Annotated in this window: 17 protein-coding genes; 9 read left to right on the top strand and 8 right to left on the bottom strand. The window is 53.8% G+C overall.

Annotated features, from left to right (window positions below):
• The first annotated feature begins 54 nt into the window (after positions 1 to 54).
• Positions 55 to 2,523: a hypothetical protein gene (locus tag QET93_RS05530; RefSeq protein ID WP_280131956.1), complete on the top strand. Its 2,469-nt coding sequence runs from the start codon at positions 55 to 57 to the stop codon at positions 2,521 to 2,523.
• On the opposite strand, the gene QET93_RS05525 is transcribed toward QET93_RS05530, so the two are convergent.
• The 7 genes from QET93_RS05525 to nspC form a co-directional block, all read right to left on the bottom strand.
• A complete protein-coding gene (locus QET93_RS05525; RefSeq protein WP_280131957.1) occupies positions 2,520 to 5,486 on the bottom strand; it encodes an ABC transporter permease in 2,967 nt (988 codons plus the stop codon). The genes QET93_RS05530 and QET93_RS05525 overlap by 4 nt on opposite strands.
• Entirely contained in the window at positions 5,483 to 6,241 is a 759-nt protein-coding gene (locus QET93_RS05520) for an ABC transporter ATP-binding protein (protein WP_280131958.1), read from the bottom strand. Before QET93_RS05520 ends, QET93_RS05525 begins: the two co-directional genes overlap by 4 nt.
• Before the next feature lie 17 nt (positions 6,242 to 6,258).
• A complete protein-coding gene (locus tag QET93_RS05515) occupies positions 6,259 to 8,325 on the bottom strand; it encodes a TonB-dependent receptor plug domain-containing protein (RefSeq protein WP_280131959.1) in 2,067 nt (688 codons plus the stop codon).
• Between the two features lie 291 nt (positions 8,326 to 8,616).
• Complete coding sequence (gene recJ, locus QET93_RS05510; protein ID WP_322190130.1) at positions 8,617 to 10,332, bottom strand: single-stranded-DNA-specific exonuclease RecJ; 1,716 nt, start codon at positions 10,330 to 10,332, stop codon at positions 8,617 to 8,619.
• A gap of 151 nt (positions 10,333 to 10,483) precedes the next feature.
• Positions 10,484 to 10,870: a hypothetical protein gene (locus tag QET93_RS05505; RefSeq protein WP_280131960.1), complete on the bottom strand. Its 387-nt coding sequence runs from the start codon at positions 10,868 to 10,870 to the stop codon at positions 10,484 to 10,486.
• 317 nt (positions 10,871 to 11,187) lie between these two features.
• Positions 11,188 to 13,122, bottom strand: coding sequence for a biosynthetic arginine decarboxylase (gene speA / locus QET93_RS05500; RefSeq protein ID WP_280131961.1), 1,935 nt, complete (start codon positions 13,120 to 13,122; stop codon positions 11,188 to 11,190).
• 45 nt (positions 13,123 to 13,167) lie between these two features.
• Positions 13,168 to 14,379, bottom strand: coding sequence for a carboxynorspermidine decarboxylase (gene nspC, locus QET93_RS05495; protein ID WP_280131962.1), 1,212 nt, complete (start codon positions 14,377 to 14,379; stop codon positions 13,168 to 13,170).
• 174 nt (positions 14,380 to 14,553) lie between these two features.
• Between nspC and QET93_RS05490 the strand changes: the two genes are divergently transcribed.
• On the top strand, positions 14,554 to 15,420 hold the full coding sequence (locus tag QET93_RS05490; protein ID WP_280131963.1) for a hypothetical protein: 867 nt from the start codon (positions 14,554 to 14,556) through the stop codon (positions 15,418 to 15,420).
• A 164-nt stretch (positions 15,421 to 15,584) separates the two neighbouring features.
• Here the strand turns inward: QET93_RS05490 and QET93_RS05485 are convergent, their stop codons facing one another.
• Complete coding sequence (locus QET93_RS05485) at positions 15,585 to 17,450, bottom strand: 4-alpha-glucanotransferase (protein WP_280131964.1); 1,866 nt, start codon at positions 17,448 to 17,450, stop codon at positions 15,585 to 15,587.
• 328 nt (positions 17,451 to 17,778) lie between these two features.
• Here QET93_RS05485 and larC point away from each other — a divergent pair, with 328 nt between their 5' ends.
• From larC to QET93_RS05450, 7 genes are all read left to right on the top strand, one after another.
• The gene (gene larC, locus QET93_RS05480) at positions 17,779 to 19,005 is read left to right on the top strand and encodes a nickel pincer cofactor biosynthesis protein LarC (protein WP_280131965.1); all 1,227 of its coding nucleotides are present in this window, start codon (positions 17,779 to 17,781) and stop codon (positions 19,003 to 19,005) included.
• Positions 18,995 to 19,813, top strand: a complete 819-nt coding sequence (larE, locus tag QET93_RS05475; RefSeq protein WP_280125735.1) for an ATP-dependent sacrificial sulfur transferase LarE — start codon at positions 18,995 to 18,997, stop codon at positions 19,811 to 19,813. Before larC ends, larE begins: the two co-directional genes overlap by 11 nt.
• Entirely contained in the window at positions 19,810 to 20,553 is a 744-nt protein-coding gene (gene larB, locus QET93_RS05470) for a nickel pincer cofactor biosynthesis protein LarB (RefSeq protein WP_280125734.1), read from the top strand. Before larE ends, larB begins: the two co-directional genes overlap by 4 nt.
• A 108-nt stretch (positions 20,554 to 20,661) precedes the next feature.
• Positions 20,662 to 21,633, top strand: coding sequence for a bifunctional helix-turn-helix transcriptional regulator/GNAT family N-acetyltransferase (locus QET93_RS05465; RefSeq protein WP_345786073.1), 972 nt, complete (start codon positions 20,662 to 20,664; stop codon positions 21,631 to 21,633).
• 125 nt (positions 21,634 to 21,758) lie between these two features.
• A complete protein-coding gene (locus QET93_RS05460) occupies positions 21,759 to 22,709 on the top strand; it encodes a DUF362 domain-containing protein (RefSeq protein WP_280125732.1) in 951 nt (316 codons plus the stop codon).
• A gap of 134 nt (positions 22,710 to 22,843) precedes the next feature.
• Complete coding sequence (locus QET93_RS05455) at positions 22,844 to 24,715, top strand: 4Fe-4S dicluster domain-containing protein (RefSeq protein WP_280131967.1); 1,872 nt, start codon at positions 22,844 to 22,846, stop codon at positions 24,713 to 24,715.
• Positions 24,716 to 24,727: 12 nt separating this feature from the next.
• Entirely contained in the window at positions 24,728 to 25,066 is a 339-nt protein-coding gene (locus tag QET93_RS05450) for a multidrug efflux SMR transporter (protein WP_280125730.1), read from the top strand.
• Positions 25,067 to 25,303: the final 237 nt, after the last annotated feature.

Here is a 25,303-nt window from a genome sequence, read left to right as displayed (position 1 = left end):
CGCGCTCCGTTTATCCATTGCCCATTTCGGCAACCTTGCGGTAAACAGGCAGGAATGACTACGCAACCATTCCCGAGAATCAACTTTTCAGCGGGGGAACTGACACCCCGCCTCCAGGCCCGCCAGGACGTCGAAACTGTTTCCCACGGAGCCTCGCACCTGAAAAACATGATCGTTACTCCCTTCGGTGGACTGGAAAGGAGAAGAGGAACTCGACTTGTCTACCGGGCGGGCAAGGATACAGGCGGCATCCGTCTGATTCCTTTCATGTCGTCGGAAAACGACCAGCTCCTCCTTGAACTGGGGGCTGGCTACATGCGTTTTATCATGGAAAGCGGCCCTCTGCTGTCTCCGACCGGCACCCCTCTCTCCATCACCACGCCCTGGCTCACGGAAAAAGTACTTTCCGAACTCCAATACCAGCAGATCAACGATTACGTTTACTTCACACACCGCGATATCCCGCCCCAGCTTCTCGTCCGCAGAAACAACTACAACTGGGAATTGGGAGACCTTGTCCTCAACACTCCCCCCTGCGAATCCATGCTGGAAAGCGAAGCCCTGCTGACATTTTCTCCCGATACGGGAGCATCCGGTGCCTCCTATAAACTCCAGAGTTCCCTCCCTTTGTTTTCGTACGCCATGTTCGACCACGAGATCGTCAGAATCACCACCTTTCATGACGAACAGCTCGTCACTCCGACCTGCGGGGTTCCTCCCTGTTTCAGCACGCTGAACGCGGTTATCCTGGCCGATACCGCCTTTTGCGTCGAACGCGACGGATGGTCCTACTGCTACCGGGCTATCCGGCATTTCGTCCCCGGCAATTATACCGGATCGGACAACCCGGCAGACTATCCGGACTTTTTCCAGCCCGGAGTAATCGCCCATGATCCCATCACCGTACAAGGTAAATGGAGCCTGCAGACATTTGAGGAATGGACGGCGGAATGGGCCTTGCAAAAAACGCAGCTTTTCGGGTCGCAAGGTACCCCGGCCAATTGGAAAAGCGTTAAAAAATTGGTTCAGAATTCCGATCGGAGACAGAATTACTCCATTTCCGGGGAAGAAGAAGTACCTACGGCCCTACGCCTTCTCCTCATCTGTTGGAAAACCGGACAAAAAACCGGAGTTCCCGAACTCCGTGCCGAAGAATGTTCCCACGATCATTTCCTTAACATCGTCTTCATCTCCGATGATTACACCGCCTATGCCGCTCCCTGCCGGAAGCCGGAACTCTTCCCCCTGGGATCCGGCTCGACGATGAATTGGAGTTTCGGTGCTTTCGGCTTCCGCAATGGTTATCCCGGATGTGTGGAATTCCATCAAGGCAGGCTCTGGTTCGGGGGCACCCGCCGGCAACCGCAAACAGTATGGGGAAGTGCCGTAGACGACTTGCACAACTTCACACCCGGAACGGCTGACGATGCCCCCTTAACGTTGACTCTCGCTGCCTCACAGCAGAACAACATCACATGGATGCTCTCCATGAAGGGACTCCTCATCGGAACGAACGAAGGAGAATGGGTCCTGAAAACAACGGATTCAGCTCCCGTCAACCTGCGCAACTGCGCATTTGAACGACAGTCAGGGCTGGGATCGGCCTGCCGCGATTCCATCCAGGCGGAAAACTCGGCATTCTTCATCCAACGGGGCAGCAATAAAATCCGTGAATTCATCTACTCGCTGGAATCCGATGGCTACATGGCCCAGGATGCCAGCCTGCTGGCCGGGCACATGCTTGAGAAAGGCGTTACAGACTGGACCTCATGCCAGGCGGAATCCCTTCAAATATGGTGTCTTCTTCAAGATGGAACGCTGGCCTGCATGACCCATAACCGAAGTCAGAATATCGTCGCATGGCATCCCCATGAAATTGCCGGAGGCAAAGTTCTGGCTCTTGCCCGCCTTCATCAACAGGACTCGACTATGGATAACTTGTGGATGGCTGTCCTCCGGCAAATGGACGGACAGCCTCTCGTCTGTCTGGAACGCATTTCCCCGTCCTCTCTCTGGCTGGACTGTCACATGACGCTTGCGGCCGAACAAGGACAATTCTCCACACTCAAACACCTGGCCGGTATGACTGCCAGGGCAATTCCCAGTTCCAACCTGCAGGAGTCCGTTGATATCACTGTCGATATCAACGGTCATGCGCTTCTTCCGACACCCTATGCCAATTCATCCGGCTACTGGACGGTAGGCATACCGTATTCATCGGAAATCGTCACGATGCCTCTGGAATCGGCGGAACTCGCCGGTATCCGCAAACATCAGGTCAAAGCCAATATCCTTCTACTGGAAAGTTGCCTGGATTTCTCCTTCGGAACAGGAAACGACGATGACTGGCTGCCCTTCGAAGCAGAACGCCACAACATGACATCCCGGTTCTCCGGCTATGTCCCCGTGACACATGCCCACCCGGGCGGCAGGCAAATCAGGCTGGGATTGAAAACCGACTCCTCCGGCCCTTTCAACATTCTGGCCGTCGTACCCGACATGTCGCTGATCCTGGAAGGCTAACCGGGAATATCTTTCATGAGCTGATCCGGAGGCCGCCGGACAATCCGCACCGCGGCAACCGTCCCCGCAAGAAGACACAGGAACAGAGTCATCACAGACCCGAAAAGAATATGCAGCCAGGGAATATGCAACGGAGGAACAATCGTTCCGAAGACAAAACCGAAACGCTGAATCTCCAAAGCCCCCCACGACACCAGGGAAGCAAACGCAAAGCTCAGGAGAATAGCGGCTCCGCCCAGCAAAAGACTTTCGGCCCACACCATGCGCACCACCATGCCCCGCGTCACGCCCACGGCACGCATTACACCAATGGCATGACGACGGGATCTGACGGAGGCCATCACTGTGTTCATCACAGCCAGCATGGCAATTGCCAGGGCAATCAACGGCAAGCGACTCATGGCATCCAACACGCTGTCCGCTCGCGCACCAACGCTTTGAGTCAACGTTTCACGCGAAGAAACTTTAACCATGGGTTTAATCTCAACACCTCTGCCAACAATCTCACCGGCCTTCCCGTGGTTCCGTTTTTCCAAGACACCTTCCAGGGCAAAACGGAACATCTCCGCCGACATATCCTCCGGTGCATCCCCCCAGAAAAAACGGACGCGATCCACTCCATACGTTTCCCGGACGCGGGCCTCGTCGGCAATCAGCAAACCAGCAATGAAGCTCCCCGTCCGCACCCGGATACCACTCGTCTTGGTCAGCCAATGCCATCCCGGCATGGCTACAACTCCCGCCACCTCCCAGGGCTTGATCTCGCCGGGGGAAGAAGGATTATCCAGCATCAACATGTCCCCTACCTTCAAATGAGCCGTATCGGCAAAAGTATTCGGAATCAGGACAGCCCGGCCGGACTCCATTTTCTTGAGCGCCTCGTCCCTGCCACCCTGGATAAACTGCAGATTCAACGAGGCATCCGGGCCATCCATCATGTCGCGAAGCGGAACTCCGGCAACGACGACCGTCTTCTGCTTCACTACGGCAAAAGCGGGAGACGCCAACTGGGCTTCGGCAATCGAAGGTTCCTCAACGTAAATGGGATATACCTTGTCCGGATCCATCCCTATTTCACGAATCACCTCCCGACACTCGTCAGGTGCAAAATCCGCATGCAGTACGGAAACAAGCGTATTGGGCAAAGTCCGGTCGGGAGTAAACGGAACCAGCATGGAATATCCCCACATCTGAATCGCCATAAACAGCCCCAACCCTACCGTCATCGAAATGACCGTCCCCGCACTCTGCGCCAGATTACTCGTCAACTGCAAACGCAAAAACGCTCCAGGCAGACGAAGAAGATACGCCGTAAACGGAGCCAGCACTCGCTCCGCGACAATTGCAAACGCCGGGGCAAGACACAAAGCCCCCAAGATGAGGCAAGGATATCCCGCCAGCGTAAACACGGGTTTGACAATCTCCTCGCCCAAACCGGGAATAAGCAACACCACCGGCTGGACACTCCATGCCAAAATCCCGATGACGAATAAAAGCGGCAGGAAATTCCTTCCTGAGCGGGCGGCCGATTCAAAGGGAGACTCGCACATCTCCATCGGAGAAAGACGAGTCGACCTCCATGCCGGAATCACGGCAGCTATCAAGCCTCCGGCCAAGGCACACGCCAGTGCAAGCAGGACGGCATCCCACGACGGACAGGATGCCCACCATCCGTGGCGGGTATCCATAACGGCCAGCAATACCCACCCGGCCAAAAGGCCTCCGACCATGGCGGGAATACTCAGCATCAGGCTCTCTCCGAACACAAGTCCCGCTATTTGGCGCTTACTGACACCCAGGGCCCGCATCAAAGCCAGCTTCCGGGAACGCTCGCGGACACCCATGCTCAGAGTCGTAAAAATAATGAAGATACAAGAGAACAGAACGAGGCCGACTGCTGAATTGGCACTGCTCTTCATCATGGAAACGGAGCGGTTCCTTTCCATGGAACGACGAACTGCTTCCGTATCGGCAAAAGCCGCCCCGGATGATTCGAGAACAGGTTGCCATTTTCTCATGAACGCAGTCTTGTCCACGGATTCTCGAAGGCGCAGGTACACCAAATTGGGCTGCCATTCCTCCCCGGTAATTGCTTTGAACACAGGACGGGGAATAAAGAAGGAAGCCAATGCCGGACCAGCCGACCCCGTCCCGACTCCGACACTGCCCTGAGGTTGTTCGACAATGCCGACCACCTTCACATGACTCACCCTTTCTCCGGACCGGATGGACAGCATGTCCCCAACGTGAATATCGAACATCTTCGCACTGCCACTGCCAAGAACCCCTTCCATCGCATGAGACACCGCCATGTCCGGCCAACGCCCAGTCTCCATTTCAAATGGACACCAGGAAGCATCGGAAGCAACCAGCATGGGACTGGGGGAAGGAGTTCCCATCCTGGAACGGATAAAATCATCGAAAGTTTGTCCGGTACGGGTATCATTCTTGCCGATAGGCACACGCACCTGGCAGGCAAGATGCATGGTTTCTATGGAAGGTTCCTTCTTCAACTCTGCCACCAGACTGTCGGGCAACGTTCTGCCCAGAGACGGAGCTGACGAAAAAGCGGCGCTTTCCCTCCCCGGCTTACCTCCGGAGCGGCCAGATCTTTCCGGACGCCCTTGTCCCGGCATGCCGGAACCGGTCTTCCGGGCAGCCTCCTTGTCTTTCAATCCCGTACCCGTACCTAAAAAGCCGAATCCCAAGCCATCTCCATCCTCCCCTTTGGCGCGGCTACGATTGCTTCCGGGCATACCTCCTCGAGAAACCGGGCCGATACAAAGATCATACACCCCCATATAGGAATCCGCCTCTTCATCGAAGCTGCGAATCATGCTGTCGTAACTGCCGACAAGCCACACGATCAAACACACGGACACCAGCATGGCGCCAATACCCGTCAACATGCGTCCGGGCTGATCCACAGACTCTGCTCTCAGGAGGCGTAGCAAGAATCTCATATCTGATCCTTCTGCAAAACCTGTTGGTAAAAAGCGGACAACTCGACCGGGGAACTGAATTGCCCGGATCCGACATCGGCAGCAATCCTGCCGTCCTTCAGGATGATAATGCGCTCTCCCCACAATGCAACGGAAGGTTCGTGGGTCACCAGCATCATGGTAATACCGGTATCGTCATGCAGAGAACGGAAGATTTCCCCGATTGCCCCGGTAGTCTCCGAATCAAGGTTGCCGGTCGGTTCATCCGCCAGGACGAGGTGTGGCCGATGCAGAAGAGCCCTGGCGATAGCGACACGCTGCTGTTCCCCTCCGCTCAACTCACGTGGTCGACGCTTCTCTTTCCCTTCCAGACCGACACGGGTCAGAAGCCGGCTACATGCCCTGCGTTCCTCATCGCCAAAGGATCCGCCGGCCGCCAGACCGGGAAGCATGACATTTTCCTCCACCGTCAGGCCGGGGACGAGGTTAAACATCTGGAAGACAAACCCCAGATCATTCCGTCGAAACAAAGTCAGAGACCTGTCATCCAATCCCGTCAATTCCTTGCCGGCAACACGGACAAGTCCGGAATCGACCTGCAGCAGGCCTCCGATCAAATTCAACAAAGTCGTCTTACCGGAACCACTGGCCCCCATGACCGACACAAACTCGCCGGTTTCCACCCGGAGCTCCACATCGTTCAATACATGGGCTCTTCCTCGGCCTGACGGATACGATTTGCAAACATGCTCCAAGTGGATAACAGGATCGTTCATAGATGAAAAATAAAGGATTAAAATCTGGAACGGAAGCAGATTTCGAATGTCCGTGGATCCCCGACAAAACACTGTACGGCGTGACGGGATGACGCTACATACTTCTCATTAAAAATGTTGTACACAGCAAACCGGATACTCGACTCGGCAAACCAGCGCGTCGCGGGAAGAGGCACTTCCACGGAGCAGTCAAATACATTGTAGGAGGGAATCGTATAATTGTCGGCAATTTTCTCACCGCGAAGCGTCGCCAGGCTCGAATCGCGGAATCGGTAGCCGAGACCCAGCTTCGTTCCCGTCAGGAATCCGCCTTGGACTTCATACTGCTGCCACAGGGAAACGGCATGGGGAGCATAACGGTCGAACGACTGCCCGGCGTCGATGTCCTTATACTGCATGAAGGTATACGAAGCATAGGAGCTCCAGGCTTTCGTTATATTGCCAGTCAGGGAAATTTCCACCCCCTTGGAGCGGCTCTTGCCGTTGTCGTAGTAATGAGAACGATCACCGGGCAGGAGTTCCGGCGTATGGCTCTGTTCAATCATGAACCAGGAAGCATTCATCCAAAGAGATCCGAAAGGATTGAAACGAAGTCCCGATTCATACTGGTTGGCTTCCCAACTGCTCGTCATCTCCTTGTCGGACGCATCCTTGTAGTTGAAGTTGGGAGCTTCCGTACGGGCCAAATTGCCGAACCAGACGATACGATCCGTGATCTCTTTGGAAATCCCTGCCCTCGGACTTACGGAAAATCCCGTGTTGCCCTCGGCACTGAAATGGGCATCCACACGCGTACCCGCCAGAAACTTCCAACCGTTCCACGAAGCCAGTTCCTGCAGGGCCAGGCCCGTTCTATGCAGCGTCCGGGAACTTTTGGTTCCCACTCCGTAATCACGACCGGTGGGAACAGGAGGTTCCGGATTCCACAGGTCAAAAAGTTGGTTCGTCGTACCAAAAGTCCCATGTCCGTTCGTGTTGCGGCCCGTATAATCCGCTCCCAGCAAAATCTCATGAGCCACGGTACCCGTACGAACCTTGGCAAGAGCCTGGCCGTACACGTTCCAGTTGGTCGAACGTGTATCCGACCATGCGTATTCATAGTACCCTTTCCCTGTTGCAATGACAGAATTGTAATACTCCAAGGCACTCACCTTCCTGTTGGGAGCCCCGGACGACAAGGCCCACAAATTATAATCCACATCACTGTAGCCCAGTCCGGCCCCGGTACGGATCGTCCAGGTACTGTCCAGTTTCTTCTCCAGATTCACCTGCATCAACGCCCCTTTGTACTCGTCGCGCGACAGAGGGCCTCCGTACCATGCATTGTATGGACCGACAAACTGTCCGCCAAGAACCGGAATCCCCTGGTAGGCAGGCATATCGATGTATTGGAAACTCAAATTCAGGGAAATCTTCGTGCGGCTGTCGGGCTTCCATAAAAATGACGGAGAGATCACATACTTCTGCCCACCGTCAGCTCCGCCTTTCAGCCAGAACGGGTGTTCGTATTCTCCGACAAAAATCGTCCGCATGCCCAACTGTCCGTTTGTCCTGTTCCAAACACGGTTATTGTCTCCCACAAGACGGTACTTTTGACCGCCGCCTTCCGTCAGACGCGTATAGGCCATAATGTCCGTTACATTTTCCATCAACGGCTGTTTCAGATTAAGCACAATTGAACCACCCGCTCCGTAAGGCCCCATGGTCGAAGTTTGTCCGCCTTCCAGCGAACCGATGGGGCCTTTAACAACTTCCACTTGTTCAATCAGGGAAGAATCCAGCACGATCCCCATTCCATCCGGCAAAGGCATCCCTTGGAGAGTCACATCGCTACCGCTATAACCGCGGATGGAATATTGACCTGCTGTCCGGGAGTACAAAGTCGAGCCTCCCGAGGAAACGGACGTATCGTACGCCAAAGCCTCATCCAAATTGTCCACGTTGGTAGCTTCCAGCAAATTGCGGGTCAACACATTGACCGTTTGAGGAGACAGTTCGGGAGCCAACTCCGTTCCCGTGGCTCCGGTTACCGTCTCTGCCCGGAAAGGATCGGGAGCCTTGTCGGCAACAACCATTTCAGTCATCGTCTGAACCGGAGCGGCATCACTTGCCCCAACCGATAAAATCCCACAAACAACAGCAAAAGCATGTCCCGGATAAGATGTAAAGTGTCGCATCGGTTTCAATGCCTAACATCAAACCAAGGCGCTGTCGAATCCAAATAATAGCCAAATTCGATCTTTTTCGGTCTTTGATTCCTGACTTGCTGTAATGCTTCTGACGAGTAAATACGCCGTTCGTCAAAGTTGCGGCATACCTTTTCGGGAAGCAACTCCGACGGCCCGCCGCCCGCTCACTCTTAAACGCACGCTGACTTAAACCCAAGCCTGGTCATCCTCTCCGGGAGGGACAGAAGTGCGGATGTCCTGAATGGAAATAGACAGAGAAGTCCTCCCTCGGAACACATTGCGGTCAATGGTAAAAGCAATGTCCCAGGGAGGTTCGGGAAGATCGAAGTCTGCTCCGTTGAAGAAAATGGCGTCGCGTTCGACAAATCCTTGCCGCATAAACAATTTCAAATGGTTATTGCCGGCACGCTTCGGCGGTTCCGTCGGGAAAATCCCGCGGGACATGAACACCGGCAGCGGATTCGCATTGCCGAAAGGTTCCAGCAACTCGTAGCTATCCAGCAAATCCAGAGTCAACTCCGCAAACGTCACTTCGGCATCAATGAGAAGAATAGGCATCCTCTGCTGAGGCGTCGTTGTCTCTTCCACATAACGGTTGAACTTCTCACGGAACATGTCCAACTGTTTTTCCTCAATGACAAGACCGGCAGCCATGTCGTGGCCGCCTCCGGAAATCAGGCAATCCGAACAATAATTGATCGCCTGCACCAGCGAGACGCCGGGAATCGCCCGCCCGGAGCCTTTGCCGACTCCCGTGGAGTCAATCGCAATGACGAAAGTCGGCTTGTAATATCTTCGCATCAACTGGGACGCCACAATACCGACCACTCCAGGATGCCAGGAACGGGAACCCAGCACAATCACATGATCCCGAGACGGATCGAAATCCTTCTGAAGCATGGCAATAGCCTCCGACCTTATCGTCTCCTCCTCCTCCTGACGCTTCTTGTTATGCCCGTCAAGCAACTGGGCAAGCTGCTGGGCACGGTCGGAATCCATCGTCAACAACAGTTCCAAGGCATCCATCGGCGCGTCCATGCGTCCTGCGGCATTAATGCGGGGACCGATGCGGAAACCGACATGGGCGGCGGTCGGCACGGCGGACAATCCCGCCAGCGTCGCCAGCATTTGCAACCCCATGTGACGGCTGCTTACCAGGCGTTTCAGGCCGTGGCGGACAAGAAGGCGGTTTTCATCTACCAGAGGAACAATATCCGCCACCGTTGCCACAGCGACGAGATCCATATATTGTTTCAGGTCGAAATCTTTCAGCTTGCGTTCCTTGAGAAGCGCGTGAGTCAGCTTGAACACCACCCCCGCACTGCATAGATAAGTATAAGGGCTGTTGTCTTCAACCTTGGGATTCACCACTGCGACTGCGGCAGGAAGCCCCTGAGGACCGGCTTCGTGATGATCCAGAATAATAACATCGATACCGCGGTCACGGAGTTCCTCCACTTCATCCACGGACGATGTGCCGCAATCCACAGTAATAATCAAAGTCGGATCGCAGTCGATTTCCTCCAGGCATCGTGCCACTCCCTGCTCGCTCAAACCGTAGCCTTCGCGAGAACGGACGGGGATAAAAAGGCGGGGTTCCAAATCGTATGCCCGCAAGATGGCTTGCAACAAGGCGACGGAGGTTACTCCGTCCACATCGTAGTCACCATAGATACATACGCTTTCGCCTGCATCCACAGCCTTGAAAATACGGTCCACGGCGGCACGCATGTCCGCAATCAGGTAAGGATCCGTCAAATCGGATAGCCGCGGATACAAAAACTGTTCCGTCTCAATGCCTCCGCCATGTCCCCTCCTCAGCAGCAAATGCCGGACAAGTTCCGGAATCCCTTCCGGGAAATCCGCATCTTTCCCGTGTTCATTCGCGCACGAAGGACGCATCTGCCAATGAAACCCGGAAATCATGCGCGCATATTCAGCCCATAACGCCAACGGGTCAAGGATGGAGTGCGATATTCTCTTCCTTGAACAAATTCCGAGTAACGAAAAGAAGTACTCCGAGCCGTACGTAGCAAGACATTTCAAATACCCGTCACATCTCATGGATGACTTCCAATAATGGATAGGCAAGAAAGTAGACACATGTAAGAAACAAACAAACCTGTAGAACAAAAAGAGCAGCAATCAAACGGAAAGGAACTTCTTTCAGAATCAGGCACAATTCCACTACGGCTGCGGCCAGCATCAGAACGAGCAACACCATCCAGGTCATCACCGGCCATGCTTTGATCGTTTCGATCATGGGAACCAATCGCACGTAATGCGTGTAAAATGCATACCCCCCGAACAATACTGCCCCCAAAAGATTCAACCAACCGCAAACGATCAAAATTTTGCGTCCCAAATTGACTAGGCTTTCCTCTGTTTGTTCATCCCCGGCTACACGGTCAACGCCGGGATCTACCCTTTTCTTCATCATAGGATATCATCTATTCTGCATAGGATGACTTGTCAACATGAATACTGGAATTAACATAGATTTCCTGGATTTTATCCATTATCAAAAAATATTTTGAACTGGATTTTCTGAAGAAACTGCTGGTCACCAAATCCGAACGATATGAATAACTATCCGGAGGAACAGAAAAACCTGCAAGCATAGTCTTTCCATGGAATATCGCCTTCTCCGTCTCTTCGGAAAAATTAAAACGACCAATGACCGAAACCTGAAGAAGAATCATTCTTCAACGGTTTCGTCCATTGATCGCAGCCGCTTCCATAAAGAAGCACGCCGGTTCAGAGTTCGTAGTATGTATAGCCGTTCAGGCCTGAACGGAACACGTCCATTGCTTTACGGCGTTCTGCGGGAGTGATCCTTCCGGATGATACAGCGTTCTCCGCCAGTGTCCGGAATTTGTCAATCAAAGCTTTGGGATCGTATTCGACATACGACAGGACATCAGCAACAGTATCTCCCTCTACCTCGTGAGTATAGACGGGACGTCCTTCTTCCAGATGGACGCCGACGACATTCGTATCTCCGAGCAAATTGTGCAGGTCTCCCAGGGTTTCCTGGTAGGCTCCGACGAGGAAAACTCCGACATAGTAGTTTTCATCCGGAGCCACATCGTGCAGAGGAAGGGCCTTGGCAACGTCTTCCCGGTCGATAAAATGGTCGATCTTCCCGTCGCAATCGCAGGTAATGTCGGCAATGACGGCTTTGTTGGTGGGCCGTTCGTCGAGACGCTGCAAAGGCATCACTGGGAACAACTGGTCAATAGCCCAGGAGTCCGGCAGGGACTGGAACAGGGAAAAGTTGCCATAGTAGAAGTCTACCATAGAACAGGACAATTCGCGCAAATCCTCGGGAATCGTCTCCATCTCGGTCAACATCAAAGAAATACGTTTGAGGATGTGCCAGTAATAAGCTTCGCCCACACCGCGTTCGCGGAGCGTACTATTGCCGTAGAAAAACTGGGCACGCAACTGGTCGCGGTAGTAGCAGGCATCGTTGTAGCATTCCTGCAGATTTTTGCGGGAAATGATGCGGTTCGTCTCTGCCAGGCATTTGAGCATTTCCGAAGCATTTTCAGGCATGGCCGGCGGTTCGTCAGTTCCGGGAGCGCTGGTCACATCCAGAATATTGAACACAAGTACGGAATAATAAGCCACGACGGCACGACCGGATTCCGTAACAAGCGTCGGATGCTCGACATCGTATTTGTTGCAGACTTCCCCGACTACTTCCACGACGTCACGGGCGAATTCCGCGATGGAGTAGTTACAGGACGAATGAAAGTTAGTCTTGGAACCATCGTAGTCCACGGCCAGCCCGCCGCCCATGTCGAGCACCTCCAATGGAGCTCCTTCCCGGACGAGATCCACATAGATGCGTGCGGCTTCCGTCAACCCCTCGCGGATCACGGAAATATTCGGAATCTGGGATCCTTGATGGAAATGAAGAAGTTTCAGGCAATCCAGATACCCTTCCTTTTTCAGTTTATCGACAGAGTCGATCACCTGGGCCGTATTCAAACCGAACACCGACTTGTCGCCGGCAGATTCCTGCCATAGGCCGGATCCCTTGGTCGCCAAACGGACACGAATTCCCAGATTGGGGCGGATCTTCAATTTTTCAGCACGGCGAAGAATCACCTCCAATTCGGAGGGCATTTCCAAGACAATGAAGATGTTGATGCCCAGTTTTTGCGCCGTCAGGGCAAGGTCGATAAATTCGTCATCCTTGTAGCCGTTGCAAATCAGATAGGCATTCGGATTATGCATGTACGACAATGCGGCAATCAGTTCCGGTTTGGAACCGGCTTCCAGACCGTAATCGTAACACGTGCCAAATTCGGTAATTTCTTCGATGACCTGTCGCTGCTGATTGACCTTGATCGGGTAAACTCCCTGATACTTACCCTGGTATTTCGCCTCTTTGATCGCATTGCGAAAACTCTCGTTGAGTTCCTTGATACGGCAGCGAAGCAAGTCGCGGAAACGGAACAGGACGGGAACCGTCGTTCCTCGTTCTGCTAGCCCCTCCACCAGATCGGTCAGGCAAACGTCCTTGCGAGAGTCATCCTTGTCCGTAAGGCGCACGGTCACTTCCCCGCTTTTATTAACGCGAAAATACCCGTTGCCCCAGTCGTCAATTCCATACAATTCTGCAGAATCGGAGTGATTCCAGCCTCGTACCTTTTGTTTGATTCCTTCCCTGCGTGTTCCCATGTTCGTAAAATTCAAAAATAATTAGAATGCCTCACCGGGCTTTTTTTATCCAAGTCGCGACCGGAAATCACCGTACGTGAACTCCCTCACCGTTTTCAGCCGCCCATCCCTATCCTGCAAGACAATATCGGGGTGGCGCACACCATTGAAAAATGTTGTTTTGACCATCGTATAATGAGACATATCGTCAAACACAAGCACGTCCCCCACGTCCAAGGCACGGCTGAATGAATAATCGCCGATCACATCCCCGGCCAGGCAGGTTGGAGAACCCAATCTGTATGTTTCCACCTGCTCTCCAGCGCCTCCCGCCCGCAAATACGATTCATCCGATAAGCGGACAGCCGGAAAATACGCCGAACAACCGGAATCACGACCACTCCCCCTCTCGACGAGAAAAACATCCGGACGATACGGCATCTCCAGAACGTCTGGCATATGGGCAGATGCGGAGATATCCAGAATGGCGTGCCGGAATCCATCCGACTCAAACACGTCCAACACGTTGCAGCGCAACACGCCCGTATGGACAGCCACAGCCTCTCCGGGTTCCAGCCAGACTTCTATTCCATATTTGAGACGAAGCCCGCGCACCAGTTCAATGAGAAGCTCCCTATTGTAGTCCGGCTTGGTAATCCAATGCCCGCCGCCGAGATTCAACCACGTAATCTCCGGACGCGACAGCACGCTTCCAAAATCCTTTTCCAAAACTTCCAGCGTCAATGCCAAATCCTCCGCTCCCTGTTCGCAAAGCGTATGCATATGCAATCCGGAAATACCGGAAATATCCGTACCAAGCACATGCCCGGCCACCACCCCCAGGCGCGAACCGGGAGCACAGGGATCGTACAAAGCCGTATGTCCGGTCGAACACCGGGGATTGACGCGCAAGCCGCATTTCAATTCCCCCTTCTGGAAGCGGGGATGGGCCATAACGGTTGCCCGGAATTTCTCCCACTGGGTCATACTGTTAAAATCCAAATGGTTCGAGATCTCCAGCAACTCCACCAAATCATCGTCGCTGTATGCCGGAGCATAAGTCAACACCTCTCCTCCGAATTCTTCACGGGCAAGACGAGCTTCCCATACGCCGGAAGCGCAACACCCGTCCAGATACGGACGAATGGACGGAAAAGATGCCCAGGAAGAAAACCCTTTCAAGGCCATGACAATCCTGCAGCCGGCGGCATCGGCGACTTGACGGAGGATACGGGCGTTGCGAACCAACGCCTCCAGATTCATAATGTAGGCTGGCATCAATGGACTGATCTCAAGCTATGCACAAAAACGCGTTTGGCGAGCAAAAATATCAATTCGGACAGCTAATAAGACCATATTGTCACACTTCTGTTCATTTTTTACCCGCACCTGACACATTTTCCCTTGAAAAAGCAGACGATTTCCAGTTTCATATAGAAACACATAAAACCTATGAGCACCATGAAGCCCCTTCGTTCCATCGCCATGCTTGCCATCGGCGTAACAGCAGGTCTGTTTGCCACCAGCTGCCATCACGTTGCGCCCAATTCCGCTTCGCAGAAACTTTACAACTCCTCAGTCACGGAAGTGTACGGATTTAATGGAAGCATGGCCCCTGCAAGTCGCCAGTTCCAAGCATACGGTCCCATCCCCGAAAAGGCGAAAGCCGCCATGGTGGAATACCTGAAGGACGCCAAATGGAAGACTGCAGACTATATCCATCCCCAGCAGTTCATCCAGGTGGATAATGCAGGCTGGATCCTCTGCACCAGCACCAACGGACAACTCGTCGGATTCCTCGTGCCAGAACGTGCCACAATCGAAAACGTTAAAAAATTCCCTACCTGCGGCAATTACAAACTGCTCGTCAACGAAACGCCCGAAGCTCCGGCCCTGGCTTATGAAATCCTGAAGGGACTTCAACATTCCGATGCCTACCGTCAGAGCATTCGCAAGAGACTCGGCCTTGAACCCACCGTGTTGACTGAGCCCGCTTCCGCAGCACTCCCCCAGAAAGAAGCACCCAAGGCTCCGGCCAAGCAGAGTGCCGCCCCCACGCCTAAGGCAGACTCAACAGCCAATGATGCTGACGAGACCGGAGCCGACAAGGAAGAACCTGCGGCTGACGGAGCCTCCTCCGCGGATACGACAGATGCCACAGCCGGTTCCGACGACATTTTCGGAGAAGGCGCTACCGCTGACGACACGAAAGATCCTGCTGCAGCTGATGACACCAAGGAACCCGCAGCTGACGACACATCTTCCAAGGACCCCGAACCTGCTGCCGATCCCGCTGCAGCCGGAGACGATCCCTTCTAAAAAATAATTCGAATCAGTTCAATCCATCAGGGAGCGGCACACACGAAATGTGGGCCGCTCCTTTTTCGTTCCCGCCACTTTCCAGAACAAAAAAAACGCAGCATTCTCTCCACTTTGTTTTCCAAAGTAAGGGTCAAGGGCAAGAGTCTCCGACACTCCATCTATTAACGGTAATTCGTCTGCAACAAATACCGTTGCACTTCCTCCAGATCCGTCGCAAGGATTGGCACTTCAAAAAACTGGGAAGGAGCAATCTTATGCTGTTCCCACATATCGAGAGAAGCATCCGGCACGCGACCGGACTCCACAATGACATCCTTGATCCACGCGGACTGGGGAAGCCTTCGGGCTGCTCTCGCTGTAACCGGCAACCTCCGTCTCCAGTTCGTTCCACCGACCGTTCCCGGCACATTGAGCCGCCAATCCAAATCGAACAACTCCGTCCACATCAAAGCCGCATAATCCGAGCGGGATTTCATCAACGCCAGGAACATGGCATTCTTTACCGCTTCATTCCACGGACAAATCATGGATTTGGCATCCACTCCGCAGTAATCGGCAAACCAGTTCAGCAGACGCAAAGAATTCGCGGCATCCCGGCGAATCCCCTCCTGTGCGGCACTGCTTGTATCAGCCAGAACTCCCCGTTTGAAAAGTCCGGCCTTCTTGGCAAGTTCCACTGCCCTGTACGCATCGTTCCACGTTTCCATGATCGTCGAAAAATCATGCGTCCCGTACGTAGCAAACGAACAGGGATTATACCTGTCTCCCTGAATAATCCTTCCATCGGAGTCGATCTCCCAGTGCGGAATCTTGAACCCGGCAATGCCAAGCTGTCTCATGTTCGGGCGGACATAGTCCGGGACGCAACCCAGATCTTCACCGACTACGCGGACGCCGGACGCCGCCGCCAGCAAGACCCGCAAGTACAGATCCCCGGCAATCAAGTTCTGCTTCCTGTCCCAGGCATTGTCGTCCCCGCGGGGCTTGAAACCGGGCAGGCGCCCTCCCGTCCGGGCCGCCGCCTCTTCATAACTCAGAGGCAGGAACGTTTCATTCTCCGTAGGCTTCCAAGGAAACGCGTAAATTCGATAAAACCCAAGGATATGATCAATCCGGTAAATTGTGAAAATAGCCGCCGTATAAGTCAGGCGCCTCCGCCACCAGGCGTAATTGTCATGAGCCATCACATCCCACCTGTACAGGGGAATTCCCCAATTCTGTCCCCATTTCGCTGTAAAGGGATCCTGTGAGAACGCTCCTTCGGCGGGAGCTCCGCCACACCAGTCCGTATCAAACAAATGCCTCTCAAAAAATACATCCGAACTCGCCATCGAAACGCCAATGGGAATATCTCCCATCAGGGCCACACCCCGGTAGTCCGCATACTTGCGCAACCGTCCGAACTGCCGGAAAGCCACCCACTGGAGCCATTTCTCGAATTCCTTTTCGTCCTCATATTCGGAGGCAATTCTGCGAGCATTATTCGGATCCTGCTCCGGCCAATGCCACCATACATCCGTACCGAACAAACTGCTCAACACCTTGAAGCAGGCAAAATCATCCAGCCATTGATCTTGCTGAGCCTTCCATTCCTCAAACTCATTCCTCAGGCCTTCCAACACCTTGTCTGTCTGAAATTCACTCCAGCACTTCCGAAACACATGATACTTGAATCGCCGCACTTTAGGATAATCGACCAGGCAATCCCCTGACGGATACTGGGAAGCCGGAGCATCATTCACATCAAAGGAAATCCTCTCCTTCATTCCCGGGAGAGACCAGGGCTCCATCGCGATATAAAGCGGCTCCAAGGCAATGGAACTAATGGCCGAATACGGAGACGGCGTCTCATCATTTCCCAAGGCATTCACCGGCAACAACTGGAGGAAGCCAACGTCATAATCAGCCGCCCAGTCGATCCATTCCCGCAGGGCAATCAAATCCCCAATGCCATGGTCGTTATTACGCCGAACGGAAAAGAGGGGAAGCACAATCCCGGCTAACCTGTGTGTGTTGGAACTGGACATGAAAAATGCGTTGGAATGGAAAAAACATCCGTCCGGTCACTTCCGCTTCGTAGCGAAGCCTCCCGACCCGATGCAGAAGAGATATTAATTGTTGTCAACATACCATGGCCCATGCATCTCAACAAGGGAAACATGTAAGGAAAGGTGTCAGAAGCGCCCCTTTCCCATTTTATACAGGGATATCCGTAAAACACTGTCCTTCATCGTCATCACTGCTCCGGCACGAAAGAGTATATGACACCGGAAAACGCGGCATCATGACGAAAGCGGAGCGCGACAGCCCCCCTTTTATCTTGAATCGGAGCACAGCTCACCTACTGTAGGCAATGTGAGTCTGGTGCTACATTACGACTGTCTTGCGGGCATTAGCGGCGACATGAATCTTGCCGCCCTTCTGAATCTTGGCGTCCCCTTCGACCATCTTGTCCGGGAATTGGCAAACCTGCCTCTGGAGGGCTATCATATCGATGTTTCCACGGATTCCAAAAACGGAATCATGGGAACGCGTGTTGATGTCGTTCTTGATGAAAAGAAACACGACCACCATCACCATGGACATCACCACCATGAACACCGGACGCTGACCAATATTGAAAGCCTCCTGGCTGCCAGTACGCTTTCAACAAATGTCATCGAAACTTCCCTTAAAATTTTCCGGCTTCTGGCAAATGCGGAAGGCAAGGTGCACGGCATGCCGCCCGAAGAAGTCCATTTCCACGAAGTAGGAGCCGTCGATTCCATTGTCGATATTGTTGGAGCCGCCATCTGCCTGGATTATTTGAAACCGGATTCCATCACCTCGTCTCTCGTGGAGCTGGGTTCCGGAACCATCCGCTGCCAGCACGGAGTCATGACCGTCCCAGCCCCGGCCACAGCGTTGCTTGCCACCGGTTTCCCTCATGGGATCGGCGGTACGGATCACGAAGCGACTACTCCGACAGGCGCCGCCTACATTGCCGCCATGGTCGGAACCTTTTCCCCCCGTATCCAAGGTATTTGCCGGGCCGCGGGCATAGGCATCGGCCACCGGGATTCCAAATGCCTGCCGAATATCCTCCGCGTCTTCCTCTACGAAACGGAAACGAACAACGCCTCCAGAGAATCCATCCTCATTCAGGAAGAAAACCTGGAAATCCATGCCAACATCGACGACATGACGCCGGAACACCTCGCCTTTCTCGCTGAGCGCCTCTTCGAAGCCGGTGCCTGCGACGTCTGGCAGGAACCCATTGTCATGAAAAAAGGGAGGCTCGCCACCAAAGTCTGTTCCCTGCTTCCCCCTTCCCGCCTGGACAATGTCCGCGACGCCTTTTTCCGGCATAGCACAACACTGGGCATACGCATCCGCACTGTCGTTAAATCCGCACTTCCTCGCAAGAAAATTACTGTAACAACCCCATGGGGGACACTTCCTGCCAAGTTGGCGGAATCACCGGACGGCGCCATCCGCCTCAAACCGGAATACGATGCCTGCCGGGACATGGCGCAGGACTACCACATCACCCTCGAACAAATACGAAAGGAAATCTCCCGTAACGAAAGCCATGATGACTAGACGCGAATCAGATCTGGAAGAAATCCTCAAGCACCACGGACGCATTGCCGTCGCCCTCTCCGGAGGCGTAGACAGCTCGGTTCTGCTCGGTTTTGCAGCTAATGTCCTCGGCAGCGACCATTGTATCGCTTTCACCATCCAATCACCCTACATGATGGAGGAAGAAGTCGAGGATGCACGAGAATTGTGCTCCCACCTCCATGTCCGCCACCGCGTTCTGGAAGTCGGCATCCCGGAAGATATCGCCACGAATCCGCCCGATCGTTGCTACCTGTGCAAAAAAAGACTCTTTAACGTCTTGCGCGAAGAAGCATCCCGGGAAGGATTCCGCTATCTGGCGGACGGCACCAATGCCGATGACTCCCCGGAAGACCGCCCGGGTATGCGAGCCCTTGTCGAAGCGGGTATCGCCAGCCCGCTCCGCGAAGCAAGGATCGGAAAGGCCGACATCCGCGAACTCGGGCGCAAACTGGGCATCCAGGCAAAAATTACCGAAAAACCTGCGTATTCCTGCCTGCTGACCAGACTGGAACACAACCGCCCCGTCCAGGAAACCCTCCTCACCAATGTGGATCGGGCGGAACAATTCCTGCGCGACGCCGGATTCCTCTCCTGCCGGGTCCGCGTCCACGGAACACTGGCACGCATTGAACTCAGCCGCGACTCATGGCCCGCATTCTTCACTCGGGATATGCCTCCTGCCGTTTTCGAACGCTTTTCCCAGTTGGGTTTTGCCTTCGTCACTCTCGACCTGCGGGATTACACCATGGGCAATATGACTCCCCCGACGCCTCCCTCCACCCCATGAACCCGGACGAACAAATCCTCCGCGATTTCAAATGCGGAGCCCTGACTCTCGAAGAAACGCTCGCCAACCTGAAAGCCAACCGCCTCGCCAATCTGGGCCATACGCGGCTTGATCTCGCCCGCAAGGAACGGACGGGAATCTCAGAAGTGATCTATGGCGAAGGAAAAACACCCGCCCAGATTCTGGAAATCGCAGAACGCCTGCTCAATGCCGGTCATAATGTCCTTGCCACACGCTTGACACCCGAAGGACTCGACGCCTTCGGATCCCGCTTCCCCGAAGCGGCGCTCTCCCCGACAGCCCGGCTCGTTTCTATCGTCAGGACGCCTGTACCCGTTTCAGGCGGAACAGTCGGCATCGTCAGTGCGGGGACATCGGACATGCCGGTCGCGGAAGAAGCGGCGCTCACCGCCACATTCCTCGGCAGCCGTGTCGAACGCTTTTACGACTGTGGAGTTGCAGGATTGCACCGCCTGCTGGATGAATTGGAGAATATTCGCCGAGCCAAAGTCCTGATTGCCGTCGCCGGAATGGAAGGTGCCCTCCCAACCGTTCTGGCCGGACTCGTCCGAGTCCCGGTCATTGCCGTACCTACCAGCATCGGTTACGGCACAGGATTCAAGGGACTCTCCGCTTTGCTCTCCATGCTTAATTCGTGCGCTAACGGCGTCAGTGTCGTCAACATCGACAACGGATTTGGCGCCGGATTCAACGCCCATTTAATCAATACCCTCGCCTAAAAATTCTGGGAAAATTCCCGATTCCTTCCATGAACTCTCTTGACTCCCGAAAATGATTCGCGTAATTACGTAACAAGTTACGTAATCAATTACACAATTATGCCAGCCATTGATTTTTTTAAGCGGACGGGGCAGATGGCCATCGGAAGCCGGCTACGAATGCTCACCGACAAGATCACCGAAGATGCCGGTCGGATTTTCACTCTGTACGGCGTATCCATCAAGCCGAAGTGGTTTCCGGTCTTCTTCGTTCTATCTCAAGGAAAAACAGGCACAGTAACGGACATAGCCAAGGAAATAGGGCATTCTCATCCGTCCGTCAGTAAAATCGTCAGGGAAATGCTTACCGGCGGTCTTGTTCAGGAAATCCGGGATGAGACTGACAAGAGGAGGAATGTCATTATGCTGTCTTCCCAAGGACAACTCATGGCGGAAGCCATCAAGGCCCCGTATGCCGATGTCACCGAAGCCATCGAAAGAATTTCCGAAGAAACGCAGCACGACCTGTGGGAAGCGCTTGGCGAATGGGAGCAACTTCTAGAAAAACAGCCACTCATTCAGCGCGTTCGGGAAGTCAAAAAAGCGAGGGAGAGTAAATCCATTGCTATCGTTCCCTACGAACCACGGTATCAACCCGTATTCCGTTCCCTCAATGAAGAATGGATTACCGCACATTGGCAAATGGAAAAATCGGACTACAAGGCACTGGATCATCCCCAGGAGTACATTCTAGACAAAGGAGGGTACATCTTCGTCGCCCTGGACGCGGGAGCACCGGTCGGAGTCTGCGCCCTGTGTAAACTGGATGATCCGGATTATGATTATGAACTCGCCAAACTGGCGGTTAGTCCGAAGGCGCAGGGCAAAGGCATCGGTATTCTACTGGGAGAAACAGTCATCCGAAAAGCCATGGAATTGGGAGCTCAAAAAATATTTCTGGAAAGCAACACCATTCTGGAACCAGCCACCCATCTCTACCGGAAACTGGGGTTCCAGGAATTAAAAGGCCATCATTTATCCTATGCAAGAGGCAACATCCAAATGAAATTGACACTGGTTCCATTCCGAAACAAAGAATAGGACACAATTTGCATACAGACACAAATAGGTAAGACTCAATGCTTGCCTCCAACTAAAAATAACTTAGGATAGGGATGCTCTTCAAGGAGAGAAGCGCATTTCACCCCCCGATCACCCCCAATTTTATGAACGCTGATTTGCAAAGGAGAGAATTCCTTAAAAAGGGATTTGCCGTTGGTGCGGCATTTTCCCTGATCGATCTCGGCGGCCTGTTCGCCGCAGAAACTCCGGCTTCCCCGTCCGCTCCGGCAGGGAAGTCCTCCGGCACGCCGGATCTCGTCGCCGTTCGCGGCGAAGACCGCGTCGCCATGCTGGATGCCGCCCTTGAGGCCCTCGGCGGCATTACCGCCTTCGTCAAACCGGGACAAACGGTCGTTATCAAACCTAACGCCGCATGGGATAAACCTGCCGATCTGGCAGCCAACACCCACCCCAGCCTCGTCAGCCACATGGTTGAACTTTGCAAAAAAGCCGGGGCCAAGGAAGTTTGCGTCTTCGACCACACATGCGATGCATGGCAGCGTTCCTACGCCAATAGCGGCATTCAGGAAGCTGTCGAAAAAGCAGGCGGTCAGATGGTTCCCGGCAACGACGAAAGCATGTACGTGGATCGCGAAGCCCCCAATGCCGTCAAACTCAAGCAGGCCAAGATCCACAAGCTTATCGCAGAATCCGACGTCTACATCAACATGCCCGTTCTCAAGCATCACGGCGGAGCTGTCATGACAGGGTGTCTCAAAAACGTCATGGGTCTCGTTTGGGATCGCGGATTCTTCCACAAAAACGACCTCCAGCAATGCATCAGCGACGGAGTCCTGCTCCGTAAGCCGGACCTGAACATCCTGGATGCTTTTACCCCGATGATGCGCAACGGTCCCAAGGGCAAGGATGCTACAGACCTCCTGTCTACCAAGACCCTGATCGTCTCCCGCGATCCCGTCGCTTGCGATGCGGCTGGCGCCATGATCCTGGGACATAAGGCAAACGGCATCAAGCACGTTGAACTAGCCGCGGCCGCCGGACATGGCCGTTGCGACATTGACCAACTCAATATCAAACGCATCAAACAGGCCTAACGTCCGTTGAACAGTCTTGCACAGGATATCCGGCCCTCCCGGCTCGGGTATACTGGATATCCTGTCGCATTTTGGCAAACAAATTCTACACCGTGGCAACCCAAGTTCCGTTCCGGTGTTTGATCTCTTAGAGCATGAACGATATTCCCCCAGCCAATTCCCCATCACAGTCCCGACGGAAGAAGCCAGCCCCCGCCGGCAAACACTTCTATCTCCTGCGAGTATTGAGGATCATCATCGCCGCCATCGTTCTAGGACTCTTCACAATTGCCTTCGCAAACATTTTCCAGCTTCTGCCTAACTCCTGGGGTCATACGCTGGCCGAGTTCCAATTCACCCCTGCCCTGCAAAGCACACTTTCCGGTGTCATCGTACCATCCGCTATCATTCTGGCAGGACTGCTGGCAGCCACTCTTCTTTTCGGACGAGTATACTGCTCGTTCCTCTGTCCGCTGGGGATTTTCCAGGATGTACTGATCCGCATTTCCCGGATGCTTAAAACAGGCAAGGCAAAAGCATTCCGCTACGCTCCTCCCGTCCGCTGGATTCGGGGAACCGTCCTCGCTCTGGTTATCCTCTCCATGTTAACCGGCATCGGCAATCTGCTCATGTGGCTGGATCCATACAGCCAGTTCGGACGCATGATGAGCATGGTCTTCCGCCCGGCACTGGCTGAAATCAACAACGTATTCGCCGGACTCAGCGACACCTTTTATCATATCCCTCCGGACTGGATCTATGTCGGAGCCGTCACATTCATCCCGTTGGCCTTGCTGGCTGTCATCTGGATCATGGCTCTGCGCAAAGGCCGCCTCTATTGCAACACCTTGTGCCCCGTCGGCGCCTTTCTCGGCCTGATTTCCCGGTACTCCGCCTTCCGTCCGACCATCGACAAATCGGCATGTATCAAATGCGGCATGTGCATGAAGTCCTGCAAATCCCAATGTATCGACTTGAAAAAGGGAGACATCGATTACAGCCGTTGCGTCAACTGTTTTGACTGCTCTTCCTCCTGCAATGAACGCGGCATCCACTACCGCTTCACCTGGCGTACCCGCAAAGAAGGTTCTCCGAAGGACAGGTCTGAAAAATCCGGCGGACGCACCGGAAAGAAAACCGAAAAGCCCCAGGCTCCATCCGCGGAACAAGTCATGAACGCCCTGCCCTCCGGTAACAGGCGAGCCTTCCTGGGAGCTACATTGCTCGGTGCCGCTGCGACCATCAACACCAAAACCGGGAACAAATTCACCCGTACCGCCTCTTCTCCGGCAGCTCCGTCCGCCCATGCCATCTCGCCTCCGGGCAGTAAAAGCGTCCGGCACTTCCTCGATTTCTGCACAGCCTGCCACCTCTGTCTGGAAGCCTGCCCGACCAAATGTCTTCGTCCCGCCTACATGGAATACGGTTTGAACGGCATCCTCAAACCACACATGGACTTTTCGGAAGGCTTCTGCAACTTCGACTGTACTTCCTGCGCCGATGTCTGTCCGGCCGGAGCCATCCGCCCGATTGATCTTGCCGAAAAGAAACATACGCGCATCGCCAAAGCGGAACTACACCTGCCCGAATGCATTGCGGCCTGCGACAAAACAGACTGCGGAGCCTGCTCGGAACACTGCCCGACCAAGGCACTGGACATGGTAGACATCCAGCAACCCTCCTGGGACGCAGACAGCTGCATTCTCTGCGGAGACTGCACCCATACCTGCAAGGTAAAGGCTGTCTCCATCGTCAAAGACCGCATCGTCATCGACTACGACAAATGCACCGGCTGCGGAGATTGTATCAAAACCTGCCAGGGTTCTGCCCTGGAAATGAAAAAATCCCGCTGGAACATCCGTATCCCGAAACTTTCCGTCCAATACTGCATCGGCTGCGGTGCCTGTGAATTTGCCTGTCCCGTCAAAGCGGTACGCATTCATGCCATCCCCGTCCACGAACAAGCGGAGGTACTCGTCCAAAAACAGGTCGAAGACCCTAATGCCGGTAAAGATTTCGCATTCTGATGTTCATTCACCATGTCCTGGATCTACCTCATTCTGGCCGGATTGTTTGAAATAGGTTGGCCCCTCGGGTTCAAACTGTCGCAAACAGGCCCTCAGTCGGGCAGCAAAATGCTGGCATGGATATCCTTTTCCGTTGCCAGCATGGCCGCCAGCGGTTTTTTCCTCTGGTTGGCCCAGCGTTCCATCCCTATCGGTACAGCCTATGCCGTCTGGACGGGTATCGGTGCTCTCGGTACATTCACCATAGGCATCGCTTTCTTCGGTGATTCCAACAATGTCTGGCGCATGATGGCTGCCACATGCCTCCTTATCGGGATTATCGGACTTAAACTGGCACCCGCGCATTCGTGAATGTTCCAAGCGGGTCCAAAAAATTCTGTATGACACAGGAGTTCTTTGCACATCGATCCGATGAGCAGTAGTAATTCTCGCGAATGCAACCCTGCACGCCAACCATCAACATAACGACAACCAAAGGATTTACCTTTGGCTACTATTGGTGGCGTACCTTTTCTTCGGAACGGGGGAATCCCGCTGTGCAGGCGTAACATTATCATGCCAATAAAGTTTTTCTGAAAACTGCTTTGA

This window comes from Akkermansia sp. N21116, assembly GCF_029854705.2.
Lineage (GTDB): Bacteria > Verrucomicrobiota > Verrucomicrobiia > Verrucomicrobiales > Akkermansiaceae > Akkermansia.
This window is presented reverse-complemented; position numbering and strand designations above follow the sequence as displayed.